This is a genomic window from Xenorhabdus indica (assembly GCF_014467235.1).
GTDB lineage: Bacteria > Pseudomonadota > Gammaproteobacteria > Enterobacterales > Enterobacteriaceae > Xenorhabdus > Xenorhabdus indica.
The window spans coordinates 1-16,250 of the sequence record NZ_NKHP01000004.1 but is presented as its reverse complement, the minus strand read 5'-3'; the positions used below and the strand labels follow the sequence as shown (position 1 = coordinate 16,250).

The window sequence follows — 16,250 nt, the reverse complement described above, 5'->3', positions numbered from 1 at the left end:
TCAGTCCATTTTGGGATTTTTTTGATTTGGCGATTAATCAGATCGCAAAAATTGGACTGAGTTCCCTCCAAGTGATCTACTATTTTGAAAGCTTATTTATAGGTCTACATGAATTACCACTGGAAACACCATTAATAGATCCCTTTGATTTAATTTTCTTTGGTGGTTTTATAATAAAAAAACTCGCTTCAGGAGGGCGTTTTTTCCAAGCTTTAACCAGCAGAGGTGCATATGTAAACTTATCCATAAGGTTAGGTGAACATTTAATTAATATACTGAAAGGTCGCTTAAAGATAGGTTTATCAGCAAAAAAAATCAAATTTGCCTTAGTGCCCGCAAAACATATGCGTGAACCCGGAAGGTATGTTCCTGTACATATTCTTGAAAAGGCTATACGCTATGGTAAACGTATGCCTGATTCTATAGGGAAATCATCAGTAAAACTTCAAAGGTATGAGATAAAGATGTATAAAAATAGATATAATAGCAAATCCCATAAATATGAGAATAAAGAGTATAATCTCGAAGTTGTTGTAGATGAGAAAAATTGGACGATAGTTCATTTTCTGTATAAGTAGTTTGAGGTGATTTATGTTAGTAATAAAAAATGAAGATATAATGCTGGAAATATTTTTGTTAGATAAAACTTTTGCATGTGAAGATAAATATGAATATTATCAGTCTACGATAAATTTATATGTTGAATTTAAATCCAAGGGGATAAGTTTTGCGACTGAATGGAATATATTTACTGGAGAATTGAATGATTTTATTAATAAAATTATCGAATCAGAAAAAAATCAGGAAAATTATTCTCTAACTTTTTGTCCTATGGAAGGAATGATTAAACTTAAATTATCCAAAGCTAATGATGCAATTGGGAGTTATACATTAGGTTTTGAATTTTCAAGTGAAATTCGCTCAGAAATTGTGTTGTCTGGAACAACCAGAATTGATCAAAGTTATATTCCATTGATTATTCAGGGGTTGAGATCATTGCTGCAAGATTAGCAGCGATAATGCTGCTAATCTGAATATCATAAGATCCTGTCACTCCAGATACTGTAACCAGAAGTATTTGCAGCATGGTTTTTCCACATAATGTCTTTATAAATTATGGATATTATTTCTTGCGGTTGTCGATCATTATGAGTAATAGAGTGAGGATAATCAGTAGAGACTTCAACAAGTGATGCATCTCTTAAATGGATAGTGTAGTATTTTTCTTGATTACCATCCATTGATGTTCTATAAAAGTCAAAGATCCCCTCCAGTTTTTCATTATCTGAAATTGCCATTCCTAACAACGGAGAAGACTTATCAATAAGCTTTATAAATTCCAGAGGATGATGCATAACATTTTGATTTCTAATTATGCTATGCCTAATTGATAAAACGAATATCTCGTCTTCATGGCGTTGCTGATATTGATTTCCTATAGAAGCATAAGTTGAACAGCCTTGAGAAATAAGTCCTTGTTTCTTCCCTGTTAATGTTAAATAAATTAAATTGGCCATACAGTGTATATCCTGAGTTATTGTTCATAATCTCTATGGTTTTTCATCATAATATGTTGAGTTTTTTTATACACCACGCCAAACTTATAAAGTTTATTGGAACTTATCACAAAACAGATAAGACACTTTTATAAGTTATTTTTTCTCTGACTAACTTTTTTCACTTGGATTATTTGACTCTCAACCCAGCCATCCAGCAATCGGGTTTTCAGCGAATCACCAACTTTGACCTGTTTAACCTGCTTCAACAACTTCCCATCTGGAGTTTCACTGATACTATAACCACGACTCAACGTTGCCAACGGGCTTACGGCCTCCATGCGTGAACAGGAAACCGCAAATCTCTCTTTATAACGGGATAACTGTCGCTCTATTGCCTGTTTGAGCCGAAAATCATATTGTTGAATATGTTGGCTATAATGTCGTATTTCTTGCTCAGGGCTATTTTGTAAAAGTCTTTGATTTAATTTTTCATAGGACATTGAATTTTGTTTCAGGCAGCGTAATAAACCATCGATCAATTTTTGACGTAATTCAGATAAACGATTTTGTTGACGTGCCAACCGCAAATCAGGCCGTTGTTGTTGGAGACGATGTTGTAATCCATTAAAAATCCTCTGCTTTTTGGCAAAAAAGTAATCCAACGCCATTTCGAGACGCTGTTGCAGGGACTGAACTTGTCTCAACAATTCAATTTGATTACGGCTAACCAATTCTGCCGCCGCAGAAGGCGTCGGAGCACGCAAGTCAGCCACAAAATCTGCAATTGTGACATCGGTTTCATGTCCAACAGCACTAACGATAGGTATTTGGCTCTGAAATATCGCACGTGCTACCTGCTCATCATTGAAACACCATAAATCCTCCAACGAACCGCCACCACGCCCAACAATTAAAACATCGCACTCTTGTCGGGTATTTGCCAGTTCAATAGCCTGAATAATCTGCCATGGAGCTTCTGCACCCTGAACCGCAGTAGGATAAATAATAATAGGTAAAGAAGGATCACGACGTTTCAGAATATTCAGAATATCGTGCAATGCTGCGCCACTGGCTGAGGTGATCACTCCAAGGCGTTTGGCAGGTGAGGGTAGTGGTTTTTTATAGATTTGCTCGAACAATCCTTCTGCGGTGAGTTTCTGTTTCAACACTTCAAATTGTTGTTGCAATAATCCGTCACCAGCAGGTTGGATGCTTTCTACTATCAGTTGATAATCACCACGTGGTTCATACAGGGTGATTTGTGCTCTGACCAACACTTGCTGACCATTTTGTGGCCGGAACGCAGCTCGTAGATTATAACTACGAAACATCGCTGCCCGGATTTGCGCCCGTTCATCTTTCAGCGTGAAATACCAGTGCCCGGATGAAGGTTGGGAAAAGTTAGAAATTTCAGCACTGAGCCAAATTCTACCCATTTCCAGCTCCAATAGTTGACGAACCGTCTGATTCAGACGACTAACAGAAAAAATTCCAGTGTTGGTTGGCAGTGACATGTGAGCTAGATCAAATTTTAAAACAAGGACTTAATTGACTGATAATAACTACTCATCATTACTAATCAAGAAATTTTTTTCAGAAAATGCTGGAGGCAACCGATTACGGCCTGTATAATGCCGCGGCAATATTTTATCCCTTAATTGCCACATAGCTTGGTGAGATATTGCCCATGTTACGAATTAAAAAAGAAGCATTAACTTTTGACGACGTTTTGTTGGTTCCTGCCCACTCTACAGTTTTGCCTAATACAGCAGATCTGTCCACGCAATTAACATCTACTATTCGCTTGAACGTGCCTATGCTTTCTGCGGCAATGGATACCGTGACGGAATCTGCACTGGCTATCGCACTGGCACAGGAAGGGGGAATTGGCTTCATTCATAAAAATATGTCTATCGAGCGTCAGGCTGAAGAAGTCAGTCGCGTGAAAAAGCATGAAAGTGGTGTTGTGACTAATCCCGTAACTGTAACGCCACAAACGACATTGCGCGCAGTCAATGAACTGACTGAACGTAATGGTTTCGCAGGTTATCCGGTAGTAACAGAAGCGAATGAGTTGGTGGGTATCATTACTGGTCGTGATGTCCGTTTTGTGACTGATTTGGATCTGCCTGTTACAGCAGTTATGACGCCGAAAGCGCGTTTAGTCACTGTAAAAGAGGGTGAAGCCCGCGAAGTCGTATTGCAGAAAATGCATGAGAAGCGTGTTGAAAAAGCGCTGGTCGTTGATGATAACTTCCATTTGCTTGGCATGATTACGGTGAAAGATTTCCAGAAAGCAGAACGTAAACCGAATGCCTGCAAAGATGAACAGGGGCGTTTGCGTGTTGGTGCTGCGGTTGGTGCTGGTGCGGGCAACGAAGAGCGTGTTGATGCACTGGTTGCCGCAGGTGTAGACGTGCTATTGATTGACTCATCCCATGGCCATTCAGAAGGTGTTTTGCAGCGTATCCGCGAAACGCGTGCCAAGTATCCTAATCTGCAAATTATCGGTGGTAACGTAGCGACGGGTGAAGGTGCCAAAGCGCTGGTAGAAGCAGGTGTGAACGCAGTTAAAGTCGGTATTGGTCCAGGTTCTATCTGTACGACTCGTATCGTTACTGGTGTTGGTGTTCCGCAAATTACTGCAATCGCTGATGCAGTAGAAGCGCTGGAAGGAACGGGGATTCCAGTCATTGCTGACGGTGGTATCCGTTTCTCAGGTGACATTGCCAAAGCCATTGCAGCGGGTGCATCCTGTGTGATGGTAGGTTCAATGTTGGCGGGGACAGAAGAATCTCCGGGTGAAATCGAACTTTACCAGGGCCGCTCATTCAAATCTTATCGCGGAATGGGTTCTTTAGGCGCGATGTCCAAAGGCTCTTCTGATCGTTACTTCCAGACTGATAATGCGGCTGACAAATTGGTGCCAGAAGGTATCGAAGGCCGTGTTGCTTATAAAGGACTGCTGAAAAATATCGTCCACCAACAAATGGGTGGTTTGCGCTCCTGCATGGGATTGACGGGTTGTGCCACGATTGGTGAACTGAGAACTAAAGCAGAATTCGTTCGCATCAGTGGTGCCGGTATTCAGGAAAGCCACGTCCATGATGTGACTATTACCAAAGAATCACCGAACTATCGTTTAGGTTTGTAATTTATTTATTAATGTGGCCCGCAATTGCGGGTCACTAACTTTTATTGTTTTATTGCCACTTGTTTTGGGAATCCACCTCGAATGACAACTAATATCCATCAACATCGCATTCTGATCCTTGATTTTGGCTCGCAATACACGCAGCTAATTGCCCGCCGTATTCGTGAAATTGGTGTTTATTGTGAACTTTGGACATGGAATGTCACTGAAGAACAAATCCGCGCATTTAACCCGAACGGCATTATCCTTTCTGGTGGCCCCGAAAGCACAACTGAAAACGACAGTCCACGTGCCCCAGAGTATGTTTTCAATGCAGGCGTGCCGGTATTGGGAATTTGCTATGGTATGCAAACCATGTCCATGCAACTGGGCGGAGAAGTTTCTAATTCTAATGAGCGTGAATTCGGCTATGCTCAGGTTGAGATCAAAGGTGACAGTAAGCTGTTCCGTGGTATTCAGGATGCACTGAATGCATCAGGTACGCCGATACTGGATGTGTGGATGAGCCATGGTGATAAAGTAACCGCTATTCCCGAAGGTTTCACAACTGTAGCCAGCACAGATAGCTGTCCATTTGCTATCATGGCAAATGATGAAAAACGTTTTTATGGTGTGCAATTCCACCCGGAAGTGACTCATACTCATCAAGGCTTGAATATCCTGAAACGTTTTGTGCTGGATATTTGTCAATGTGAAGCGCTGTGGACACCAGCTTCCATTATTGACGATATCGTAGAACGTCTGCGTGCACAGATTGGCGATGATCACGTTATTCTGGCACTGTCTGGTGGTGTTGATTCTTCTGTAACCGCGCTGTTGCTGAATCGTGCAATTGGTAAGCGTCTGACTTGTGTATTTGTAGATAATGGACTGCTGCGTCTGAATGAAGCCGATCAGGTCATGGAAATGTTTGCGGGTAAATTTGACCTGAATATTGTCCATGTTAAAGCGGAAGATCGCTTCCTTTCTGCGCTGGCGGGAATTGATGATCCAGAAGCTAAACGCAAAACTATTGGTCATGTGTTTATTGATGTATTTGATGAAGAAGCTGCAAAACAGATTCAGGTCAAATGGCTGGCACAAGGCACGATTTATCCGGACGTTATCGAATCTGCGGCCTCTGCGACAGGTAACGCGCATGTGATCAAATCTCACCACAATGTGGGTGGTTTGCCGGAAGATATGGCTCTGGGTCTGGTTGAGCCACTGAAAGAGCTATTTAAAGATGAAGTTCGTCGCATTGGTCTGGAACTGGGCCTGCCATATGACATGCTGTATCGCCACCCATTCCCAGGGCCCGGTCTTGGTGTTCGCGTACTGGGTGAAGTGAAAAAAGAATACTGTGACTTGCTGCGTCGTGCCGATGCTATCTTTATTGAAGAATTGCATAAGGCGGATCTGTATAATAAAGTCAGTCAGGCATTCACCGTATTCCTGCCAGTTCGTTCTGTTGGTGTAATGGGCGATGGCCGTAAATATGACTGGGTTGTATCTCTGCGTGCAGTAGAAACCATTGACTTTATGACCGCGCATTGGGCACATTTGCCATATGATTTCCTGGGTCGCGTATCGAATCGTATTATTAATGAGGTCAATGGCATATCGCGAGTTGTTTATGATATCAGCGGTAAACCGCCCGCAACAATCGAGTGGGAATAATCTAAAGCTTTCCTAAGCCTCACCAAATCATCATGATTTTTTAATTAAGACCCTGAAATCAGGGTCTTTTTATACTCATATCTCACAAAATCACACCGTACCAGCAGGTCATTTCTCTCGGTATTATAAAAATATATAGTAAGTGGTAAAATAATCGTAATAGCCAGATGCTACGCGAGATGATAAATTAATTCATGTATTCTGGCTCTAAGCTAAGGACAGTTTTAAATAAAATTTAAAACAAGTATTAATTAAATGGCAAAAAAATACTCGATGTAGCGTATATAAGAAAAAATAAGGGGTGAGAATGTATGGATAAGTATATTGTTGTTTATAATGGTGTTGATAGTAATAATGACACTTCAGTGAGTACTCAAATCGCGCTGGATATTGATATGAGCAAAACCTCGGCTGCTGATTTTCTAGGTCTATTGGAAAATAATGCTTTAACCCATGCTACAGAATTGGATAGCTCTGTAGCAAGAGTTGCTATTGTTGGAATATACCAACTTTAATATACCACCATATTTAATAACTTGCTTCAGCGCTAAGAAGTTCCCGAAAAATGGACAGGCATAGCATCATGTGATCCACTGATTGTTCCATCCAGTCAATGAGAACTGCTATGCCTGCATATATTTATCTTTTCTATGTGCTTTGTTAGTTAACAATAACGTATATAGTGATAATAATAATTAAATATTATATTTTACATCGACTATTATTCAATGTAATGTGAATTGAGTCTCATACAAAAAAATGAATTTATCATATTCACATTAGGTCGTTGATTATGAATAAAAAAATGATGTTAATAGGTATTGCCATTGCCTCTGTATTATTTTGCCAAATGGCGTTGGCAAGCAGCAAAATTATTCCTTTTACTGAGAATGATGCGAGGTTTGCGAAATCTTTAGTTGATAATGATGTCAATAAGTTATTTTCTGGCGGTAAGGTATCCAGTGATTATGGATATAATTACATAACTGCAAGAGATTTATACAGAAAATATTCTGAAAATGAAGTAAGAGCAAACAGAGAATTAAAATATAAAAAAGTTATTATTTCCGGAAAAATTAAAAGTATAAATAATTATCCTTCTGATGGTAAATCGTTTATTGCATTAAGTGCCGGCAGTTTCTTAGATACTGTGCATGTAACATTAAGTAATAATTTTCAAGATTATGTCCTTGAATTACATAAGGGACAAAAGATTACCCTGGCATGCGAAGTGGTTGGGACGGTCGTTGGTGAGCCTGTTGTGAAGGATTGCATACCAGAAAGTAACGCGAAAGAGCAAGTAATCCAGTCTCTGGTATTCCAAGTTAATAAGGCAATTAATGGTGATAGGGATGAATCTAATAAGAAAGGTGTTGTTATAGTGGCGTTATCAAAATTAGTTAGTTTATCAACTAACAACTTCTCTATTTGTAAGAGAATTGATATATCTTGCCTGCAACAAGCAAATAATCCAAAGTGGAAAAAGTTTGCAGCAGAAAACAAAGAGCAAATAGAACAGTATAAAAAAATGTTGGATAATCAAAAATAAACGGACTTCGATTAGAGCGATCAGAATCATTATGGATATTATGCCTTCAACTGATTATCGTAAACTTATACCGACTGCCTCTCATACACAGCGGTTGAAATCTGATATGGTGAATTTCCCCCAATAATTTGCATTTGGAACATTATGATTTCAGCATTAGCTATCAATAATTATCGTTCTATTCGCGATCTTCGTATCGTACTTGGTCCCCTTAATGTGATTACAGGAGCAAACGGTAGCGGTAAATCTAATTTATACCGCGCACTACGCTTGCTATCTGAGACAGCACAAGGTGGTGTTGTTAATTCTCTGGCACTTGAAGGTGGGTTGGACTCTGCGTTTTGGGCAGGGCCGGAAACTTTTTCGAGAACAGCGCGTGCGGGAGGGGTAGTGCAAGGGGGAGTGAGAAAAGAGGTAAAGCGGTTACGTCTCGGATTTGCAACAGATTCATTTGGTTATTCTATTTCCCTTGGTTTACCTGAGCCGTCACAGTCTGCTTTTGCGTTAGATCCTGAAATTAAACAAGAAGGTATTTGGGGCGGAGAATGTTATCATCCGGCTGGTTTACTGGTTGAGCGCAAAGGCCCGATCATCCGGGTTCGGGAAGGCCGAAGATGGCAAATCGTATCAGGACACATTAACAATTTTACCAGCATGTTTGATCAGCTGGCTGATCCTTTAACTGCTCCGGAAGTTTTTCATATGCGTGAATTTATTCGTGGTTGGCGCTTCTATGATCATTTCCGTACTGATAGTGATGCTCCGGCTCGTAAGGCGCAGATTGGGACACGAACTCCTGTATTGCGTCATGATGGACGTGATCTGGCTGCTGCGTTGCAAACAATTCGTGAAATTGGTGACGCACAATTGCTGGATGAGTCTGTTGATGATGCTTTCCCAGGCGCTTTGGTAGCAATTTCTCGCTCCACAGAAGGGCTGTTTACTATACAGTTTCAGCAACATGGTTTAATCCGTCCTCTTTCTGGTGCGGAATTGTCAGATGGAACACTGCGTTATTTATTATGGATCGCGGCATTACTAACTCCACGCCCACCGTCAATGATGGTATTAAACGAACCAGAAACGAGTCTCCATCCAGAACTTTTGCCTTCACTAGCTAAATTGATTATAAAGGCATCCAGTCAAACACAAGTGTGGGTCATTTCACATTCACCAGTCTTGATTGCGGCACTAAAGCAATCTTCACACTGTCAGCATATTCAACTCAAAAGCAACTTGGTGAAACCCATGTGACTGATATAAATATGTTGGAAGAATCGTTATGGCGTTGGCCAGATAAGAATTAATAACTTGTTTTCTGAGCCGTACTTTTCTCTACTAACCACGCCTTACCAAACAGAGATTGTGACTCTTTTCACGTTTTACAGTAGATAAACCTAAAGCTAGGAAATATTCCTAGCTTGACTAAGACTATAGCTCAAGCCAACCTTTTATCACTTCTTTATACTGACAGTAACAATAATTCCTACGAAAAATTTCGCGTTTCAGCGATCCACCTTTTTTCCACCTGTATTAAAAAGGCTCTTTTTATCGTGATTATCTGAGGATTTCACATGCTTAAAATTCTTGAACAAGTCCGCCAACCGACGTTGGATTTACCAATCGAAGTACGCCGCAAAATGTGGTTTAAGCCCTTTATACAGTCCTATTTGGTGGTTTTTATTGGTTATATGGCTATGTATCTGGTGCGAAAGAACTTTAATATTGCCCAGAACGATATGGTTTCCACTTATGGTTTGTCGATGACTCAGCTTGGTCTGATAGGGTTGGGTTTTTCTATTACTTATGGTGTTGGTAAAACCTTAGTCGCTTACTATGCTGATGGGAAGAATACTAAGCAATTCTTGCCATTTATGTTGATCTTATCTGGCCTTGCCATGCTTGGTTTTAGTATGAGTATGGGCAATTCAGGTATCAGTGTTTTCTTGATGGTAGCATTTTATGCTTTGAGTGGTTTTTTTCAGAGTATAGGAGGCCCGGCAAGCTATTCCACCATTACCAAATGGACGCCCCGTAGTAAGCGGGGAACTTATCTTGGACTGTGGAATATGTCACATAACGTTGGTGGTGCAGGCTCAGCAGGGGTTGCATTGTTTGGTGCTAACTATTTGTTTGATGGTCATGTGATAGGGATGTTTATTTTCCCTTCTATTATTGCGTTGATCATTGGTTTTATCGGCTTACGTTACGGTAGCGACTCACCGGAAAGTTACGGCTTGGGCAAAGTTGAAGAATTGTTTGGTGAGAAGGTCAGCGAAGAAGATATTGCGGCAGAAGAAAACAAAATGACCAAGCGTGAGATCTTTGTTGAATATGTCCTGAAAAACCAAGTGATTTGGCTTCTTTGCTTTGCCAATATTTTCCTTTATATCGTGCGGATTGGTATCGACCAATGGTCAACAGTATATGCATATCAGGAGTTAGGGCACTCTAAAGAGATTGCGATTTCTGGTTTTACTATGTTTGAAGTCGGCGCGTTGGTGGGAACGCTAATGTGGGGCTATTTATCAGATTTGGCAAATGGTCGTCGTGCTCTGGTCGCATGTATTTCATTAGGCTTAATCATTGTCAGTCTTGAATTCTATCAATATGCAACCAGCGAGTTTATGTATTTAGGTTCCCTGTTTGTACTCGGATTTTTGGTATTTGGCCCACAGTTGTTGATTGGTGTGGCAGCCGTTGGTTTTGTACCCAAAAAGGCAATTAGCGTTGCAGATGGTGTTAAAGGTACTTTTGCGTATTTAATCGGTGACAGCTTTGCTAAATTAGGCTTGGGGATGATTGCAGATGGTGTGCCTATTTTTGGTTTAACGGGATGGAAAGGCACTTTTGCAGCACTTGATATTTCTGCATTTATTTGTATCGGCTTACTTGTTTTTGTTGCCATTGCTGAAGAGCGAAAAATCCGAAGCAGCAGAAAATTACAGTAAATTCTATAGAAAATATTCTGACGCTACTGTTTCATCTACAGTAGCGTCTTTGGGCGAAACGTATCCGTTCCTGGTTTATTGCACAGCTATATTAATGAGAGTAATTTATACGGTTTTTCTGATCTGATAATAAATGACGATGATTAAAGTAGCGTTAGTTGATGACCATGTAGTGGTACGCTCTGGTTTTGCTCAGTTACTGAGTTTAGAACTTGATATTGAGGTTGTTGGTGAATTTAGTTCGTGTGCTGAAGCGAGGCATGGGCTTCCTGGATCTGGAGCAATGGTCTGTATTCTTGATATCTCAATGACAGATGAAAGTGGGCTTTCATTATTACAGGATATTCCTTCCGGTATTGGCTGTATTATGTTGAGTGTCCACGATTCAGCCACAATGGTGGAAAGTGCGTTAAAGGCGGGAGCACGTGGCTATCTTAGTAAACGTTGTAGCCCAGATGAATTGGTACAGGCTGTACGTACTATTGCGAATAATGGTTGTTATTTCACCCCGGATATTGTGCTTAAATTGACTTCACCAAAAAATAACCCTGCTTCATTACAACATTTAACTAAGAGGGAAAGGCAAGTAGCAGAAATGCTTGCCAGAGGGATGGACGTTAAAGAGGTGGCGGTTGAGTTAGGCTTGAGTCATAAAACGATCCATGTTCATCGGGCCAATGCGATGAGTAAATTGGGTGTGACAAATAACGTGGGCTTAGCGAATTATTTTGCTTCTAGTGATATCTAATGTATCGATACCTGATCAATTCGTTTTGCGGTGGGTTATTGTTTTCTTGTTGGTGGTTCTGTTTGTGGGTGATAGCCTACTATTTTGTTAATGATTTAGAGCTGGCTATTTTATTTTTTCCATTTGCCCTGCGTCTTGGCATCGCTTTGCATATTCCCAAACGGTATTTACCGACATTATATGGTACAGAATGGCTACTTACTATTGGTTTGGCTCTGTTAATGGGGCAGCCTCAATGGCTTACCGTGTTAACAGCCAGCATAGTGAGCCTTCCTATTGTTTGGATTGCTGGCTGTTATTACCATGGTAATCAATGGCAACGATTGGCTGTTATGGCATTTGTGATTGTAGTGACTTCAATCATTAATGTTATGTCCGTTATTCACCATAACCCGGTTTTAACTATCGCACTTTTGGTAAGCTTAACCGGAGGAGTCATGTTGGTTCCTTTGTGTTACTTAGTCTGGCACTATTTATTCCAAAATGTCTGGTTACCGTTGACTGCCAATATCCTTGCTTCCCAAATTCGTTTTCATTGGAATCAGATAGTTTTTTATAGCCTGCTATTTTTATTGAACATCTTTCTTCAAATCTGGATACCCAGTGAGTTACATTATTTTGCGCCGTTTTGTCTCGCAATTCCGATTATTTTGCTGGCTTTTCGGTACGGTTGGCAGGGAGCTTTGCTCGGTACTTTACTTAACAGTGTTGCGTTAATTGCCGCCCGTAGTGGTGTTTCTAATATGGAAGTTACCGATTTGCTGTTATCTCTTCTGACTCAAACCTTGACAGGAATACTGCTTGGGATGGCGGTTCAGCGTCAGCGTGATCTCAATGCACAGTTAAAGAAAGAGTTGCATCGTAATCACAGTTTGTCACGCCAATTGGTGAAAGCAGAGGAATCGGTGAGACGAGATATTGCCAGAGAGCTGCATGATGAAATAGGTCAAAATATTACAGCTATTCGTACACAAGCCAATATTATTCAGCGAGTTGAGGCAACTTCCACTATTGTTAATTATGCCAAGACCATAGAATCATTATCTCTTAATATTTATGATACTACTAAAATGTTATTAAGCCGTTTACGTCCTAAGATACTTGATGATTTGGGGCTGAAAGAGGCTATTGAACAATTACTGCGGGATATGGAATTTGAAGCTCTGGGAATATCAGTCGAAATCCATTGGGAGGTTGATTCCGATACTGTTATAGAACAATTAAGTGATGCGACGAAAGCCACGTTGTATCGTCTTTGTCAGGAAGCATTGAATAATGCGTTAAAGTATTCCCAAGCCGATAGTATTAAATTACATTTCTCCATTGAAGAAATGATCCGTTTATTGATTAAAGACAATGGTATTGGCTGTAAAACAGAAGATCAGATGAAAGGGTTTGGCTTGCGCGGTATGCGTGAACGTGTACAGGTACTCGGCGGTAATTTCTCAGTTTATAGCGAAAAACAGCAGGATGATTCGACACGCACGGGTACGAATTTATCGATCATTTTGCCCAAACTTTAAGAAATGGTCATGATAATTTTTTCTCAACCTAAGCCAATAAATCCAAATAATTTGTCTGCTGTAGAAATCCGGGAGCAATATCGTTACTGGCGTTTTCATATTATGTTAAGCCTGTATGTGGGTTATGCGCTGTTTTATTTCACCCGCAAAAGTTTTAATTATGCAATGCCCGCTATGATTAGTGATCTGGGCATTGATAAAGGGGATATCGGCTTGATTGGCACGTTATTTTATATTACTTATGGTTGTTCGAAATTCATTTCCGGTATTCTTTCCGATTGCTCTAACCCGCGTTACTTCATGGGGATCGGACTTATTGCTACAGGTATCATTAACATTCTTTTCGGTTTGTCCAGTTCCATTATTATGTTTACCTGTCTATGGGTATTAAATGCCTGGTTTCAGGGATGGGCTTCTCCCTCGTGTGTTAAATTACTCACCACTTGGTATTCACGCTCAGAGCGTGGCTTCTGGTGGTCTCTATGGAATACTTCGCATCATGTTGGAAGCGCATTAGTTGCACTTTTTGTTGGTTATTTGACCTGGAATTTTAGTTGGCGTGAAGGGTTTATCGTGCCGGGTTGTCTGGGGATTTTAGGTGGAATTTTATTGTGTTGGCGATTACGTGATAAACCGACCTCTATGGGATTACCGACTGTTGGTCAGTACCGCAATGATTTTTTGGAAAAAAAGCATGAAAATCAAGGTAAAGGATTAAGTACCAGAGAAATATTGAGAACTTATGTTTTCCGGAATAAATACATTTGGTTACTTTCCTGTAGTTATATATTGGTTTATATCGTTCGCACTGTTATCAACGATTGGGGAAATCTTTATCTAACTGAATACCATCACTATGATTTGGTAAGTGCAAATTTTGCCGTATCGCTCTTTGAAGTCGGCGGATTTATAGGATCACTGGTTGCTGGCTGGGGTTCTGATAAATTATTTGGCGGCAATCGTGGCCCTATTAATTTAATATTTTCGATAGGTATTTTTTTATCAGTAGCTGCGTTATGGTTGATGCCCATGACCGATTTAATTTTCCAATCGTTAGGTTTTTTTTCTATTGGTTTTTTCGTTTTTGGTCCACAGCTATTGATTGGTATGGCCGCAGCGGAATGCTCGCATAAAGATTCAGCGGGTGCAGCAACGGGATTTGTTGGCTTATTTGCCTATACTGGTGCAGCACTGAGTGGCTATCCATTTGCAATTATCTTAGAAAATTACCACTGGACTGGCTTATTTATTACGATTTCTGTTTGTGCTGTCATGATTGGCTTATTATTATTGCCTTTTTTGCAAGCCCAATTTCCCCGGCAAAGGGAGCAGAGTTAATTATTCTCACTAAGGTGTAATCTCTGTCGATTACACCAATCTTCTTGAGTTAACTCCCATATTTCACAATCGTATTTGCCCGATACATACTCTTTTGTCTCAGTTCTTATCACTTTCATGCCTTCAGCTAATGAAATCTTTCTTGAGTTATCATTAACTTTGGCTTTAGATACCCTGAGCACGGTGTTACCTAATTCATTAAACCAGTAACTCGTAACTCTTTCACATGCTTCGCGCATTAATCCGCGCCCTTGATATTCCAAAGAGAGCCAAAAACCGCGATTATTATCGTGTTTGTTATATAACCCGATGATACCAATCAGCTCATTAGGATTAGTTTTAATTCTGAGTGACCAGATATAGGCTTTTTGATCTTGTATTGCTGGCATAGCAATGTTATTGACGAAATATTGTCCGCCATTATCAGGATATGGCCAGGGTACGGCGTGACTGTCTAAATATTTTACGATGTCCCAGTGAGGAAACTTTTGTTGAATTTGAGAAGCATCATCATAAGCCAACTTTTTTAACAAAAGGCGTTTAGTTTCCAGATCATTAAATGACATACCTTTAACCGTTCAATCAAATGTTAATTTCTTGTGAGGGATATAATGGGTTTTAAAGGGTTAGCCGTCAATCTGATATCACCCCGGTTTTATAAAAACATGCTAAACGAAACATGGTATAGTAGCTTTTTGTTCTGTCTTTTATCCCATCGGAATGCTATGTCTTATCAATGCCCATTATGCCATTTGCCACTGCTGTTTTCTCATCATCAATGGCGCTGTGAAAAGAATCATCAGTTTGATTGTGCAAAAGAAGGTTATGTTAACTTGTTACCAGTTCAGCATAAACGTTCAAAAGAACCGGGTGATAGTGCTGAGATGATGCAGGCGAGAAGGGTGTTTTTACAAGCAGGTTATTATCAAATACTACAACAAAAAGTTATTGAATTGTTTGATTGTTTTTTACCTGAACGAACTAAGGCATTGCTGGATATTGGTTGCGGAGAAGGTTATTACACTGCATCGGTACAAAAGGCGTTGAACCTTAAACGGCATATTACAGTGTATGGCTTGGATGTGGCGAAAATCGCTGTTCGTTATGGGGCGAAACGTTACCCGGATGTCAGCTTTTGTGTGGCGTCCAGCCATCGATTGCCGTTTACAGATAGCTCTCTTGATGGGATTTTGCGAATTTATGCTCCTTGCAAAGCGGCGGAATTATCCAGAGTAGTAAAATCGGAAGGCATTGTCCTGACTGTTACACCTGGCCCGCGTCATTTATATCAATTGAAAGAATTAATTTATCAGGAAGTTCATCTGCATCCTGAGAATACTGAACAATTGGAAGGTTTTGAATTGATTTCGGCGGAAACTCTGGCGTATGAAATGCAATTGGATGGTGAACAATTCTATAATTTATTACAGATGACGCCGTTTGCCTGGCGAGCCTCTGAAGAGATCAAAAACAATTTGATAGCTAAGCCATCATTTAATTGTGAAGTTGATTTTATGTTGAAAGTTTATCGTCGTATTTAATTTATTTTTTCAACAGCTCGTTTTATTGATTGATATCTGGCACAGATCAATACAGGCCAATGTGTTCCGGCTAACTGGCTGCTGCTAATATCTGTTAACATGACTCGCAGCAGGTCACGTATTCAATCCGTTGATTTGTGTTAAACATAGTATTCACGTTCAATGAAAGTCCCGATGACTTTATCATGCATTTTCGGTGACTTAGAATAACCCAACGTTTTACGATTGAGTCGCTTAAGTCGGTTGCGCAACGTCAAATTCTCCCGCTCAATACGTTGAGTGAAGGTT

Annotated in this window: 16 protein-coding genes; 12 read left to right on the top strand and 4 right to left on the bottom strand. The window is 40.2% G+C overall.

All coding sequences use genetic code 11. The features are described from left to right. Positions 1 to 578 (top strand): hypothetical protein (locus Xind_RS04630; RefSeq protein ID WP_187649559.1); only part of this gene is annotated, 578 nt, incomplete at its 5' end. A gap of 13 nt (positions 579 to 591) precedes the next feature. Further along, positions 592 to 1,011, top strand: a complete 420-nt coding sequence (locus tag Xind_RS04625; RefSeq protein ID WP_047684242.1) for a WapI family immunity protein — start codon at positions 592 to 594, stop codon at positions 1,009 to 1,011. Between the two features lie 26 nt (positions 1,012 to 1,037). On the opposite strand, the gene Xind_RS04620 is transcribed toward Xind_RS04625, so the two are convergent. Both Xind_RS04620 and xseA read right to left on the bottom strand, forming a co-directional pair. Beyond that, positions 1,038 to 1,517: an Hcp family type VI secretion system effector gene (locus tag Xind_RS04620; RefSeq protein ID WP_047684239.1), complete on the bottom strand. Its 480-nt coding sequence runs from the start codon at positions 1,515 to 1,517 to the stop codon at positions 1,038 to 1,040. A gap of 128 nt (positions 1,518 to 1,645) precedes the next feature. Next, positions 1,646 to 3,013 (bottom strand): exodeoxyribonuclease VII large subunit, encoded by a 1,368-nt coding sequence (gene xseA / locus Xind_RS04615; protein ID WP_187649558.1) that lies wholly within the window; start codon positions 3,011 to 3,013, stop codon positions 1,646 to 1,648. Between the two features lie 173 nt (positions 3,014 to 3,186). Between xseA and guaB the strand changes: the two genes are divergently transcribed. From guaB to uhpC, 9 genes are all read left to right on the top strand, one after another. After that, the gene (gene guaB / locus Xind_RS04610; RefSeq protein ID WP_047684234.1) at positions 3,187 to 4,653 is read left to right on the top strand and encodes an IMP dehydrogenase; all 1,467 of its coding nucleotides are present in this window, start codon (positions 3,187 to 3,189) and stop codon (positions 4,651 to 4,653) included. A gap of 81 nt (positions 4,654 to 4,734) precedes the next feature. Further along, complete coding sequence (guaA, locus tag Xind_RS04605; protein WP_187649557.1) at positions 4,735 to 6,312, top strand: glutamine-hydrolyzing GMP synthase; 1,578 nt, start codon at positions 4,735 to 4,737, stop codon at positions 6,310 to 6,312. 311 nt (positions 6,313 to 6,623) lie between these two features. Next, positions 6,624 to 6,827 carry a hypothetical protein gene (locus Xind_RS04600; RefSeq protein WP_047684229.1) on the top strand — a complete coding sequence of 68 codons (204 nt, stop codon included), beginning with the start codon at positions 6,624 to 6,626 and terminating at the stop codon, positions 6,825 to 6,827. Positions 6,828 to 7,105: 278 nt separating this feature from the next. Then, on the top strand, positions 7,106 to 7,861 hold the full coding sequence (locus Xind_RS04595) for an OB-fold protein (RefSeq protein WP_187649556.1): 756 nt from the start codon (positions 7,106 to 7,108) through the stop codon (positions 7,859 to 7,861). 144 nt (positions 7,862 to 8,005) lie between these two features. Next, positions 8,006 to 9,115, top strand: coding sequence for an AAA family ATPase (locus Xind_RS04590; RefSeq protein WP_246432463.1), 1,110 nt, complete (start codon positions 8,006 to 8,008; stop codon positions 9,113 to 9,115). A 320-nt stretch (positions 9,116 to 9,435) separates the two neighbouring features. After that, positions 9,436 to 10,812 (top strand): hexose-6-phosphate:phosphate antiporter, encoded by a 1,377-nt coding sequence (uhpT, locus tag Xind_RS04585; protein WP_187649555.1) that lies wholly within the window; start codon positions 9,436 to 9,438, stop codon positions 10,810 to 10,812. Positions 10,813 to 10,951: 139 nt separating this feature from the next. Continuing rightward, entirely contained in the window at positions 10,952 to 11,560 is a 609-nt protein-coding gene (gene uhpA / locus Xind_RS04580; RefSeq protein WP_047684297.1) for a response regulator transcription factor UhpA, read from the top strand. Next, entirely contained in the window at positions 11,560 to 13,083 is a 1,524-nt protein-coding gene (gene uhpB / locus Xind_RS04575) for a signal transduction histidine-protein kinase/phosphatase UhpB (protein WP_187649554.1), read from the top strand. The genes uhpA and uhpB overlap by 1 nt, the downstream gene beginning before the upstream one ends. A gap of 9 nt (positions 13,084 to 13,092) precedes the next feature. Further along, positions 13,093 to 14,421: an MFS transporter gene (gene uhpC / locus Xind_RS04570; protein WP_047684217.1), complete on the top strand. Its 1,329-nt coding sequence runs from the start codon at positions 13,093 to 13,095 to the stop codon at positions 14,419 to 14,421. On the opposite strand, the gene Xind_RS04565 is transcribed toward uhpC, so the two are convergent. Continuing rightward, entirely contained in the window at positions 14,418 to 14,987 is a 570-nt protein-coding gene (locus tag Xind_RS04565; RefSeq protein WP_047684214.1) for a GNAT family N-acetyltransferase, read from the bottom strand. The two genes, uhpC and Xind_RS04565, sit on opposite strands and share 4 nt — an antisense overlap. A gap of 159 nt (positions 14,988 to 15,146) precedes the next feature. Here Xind_RS04565 and rlmA point away from each other — a divergent pair, with 159 nt between their 5' ends. Further along, a complete protein-coding gene (gene rlmA, locus Xind_RS04560) occupies positions 15,147 to 15,962 on the top strand; it encodes a 23S rRNA (guanine(745)-N(1))-methyltransferase (protein ID WP_187649553.1) in 816 nt (271 codons plus the stop codon). Between the two features lie 140 nt (positions 15,963 to 16,102). Here rlmA and Xind_RS04555 read toward each other — a convergent pair. After that, positions 16,103 to 16,250, bottom strand: a 148-nt coding sequence (locus tag Xind_RS04555; protein WP_222941735.1) for an IS1 family transposase, incomplete at its 5' end; no start/stop codon positions are given.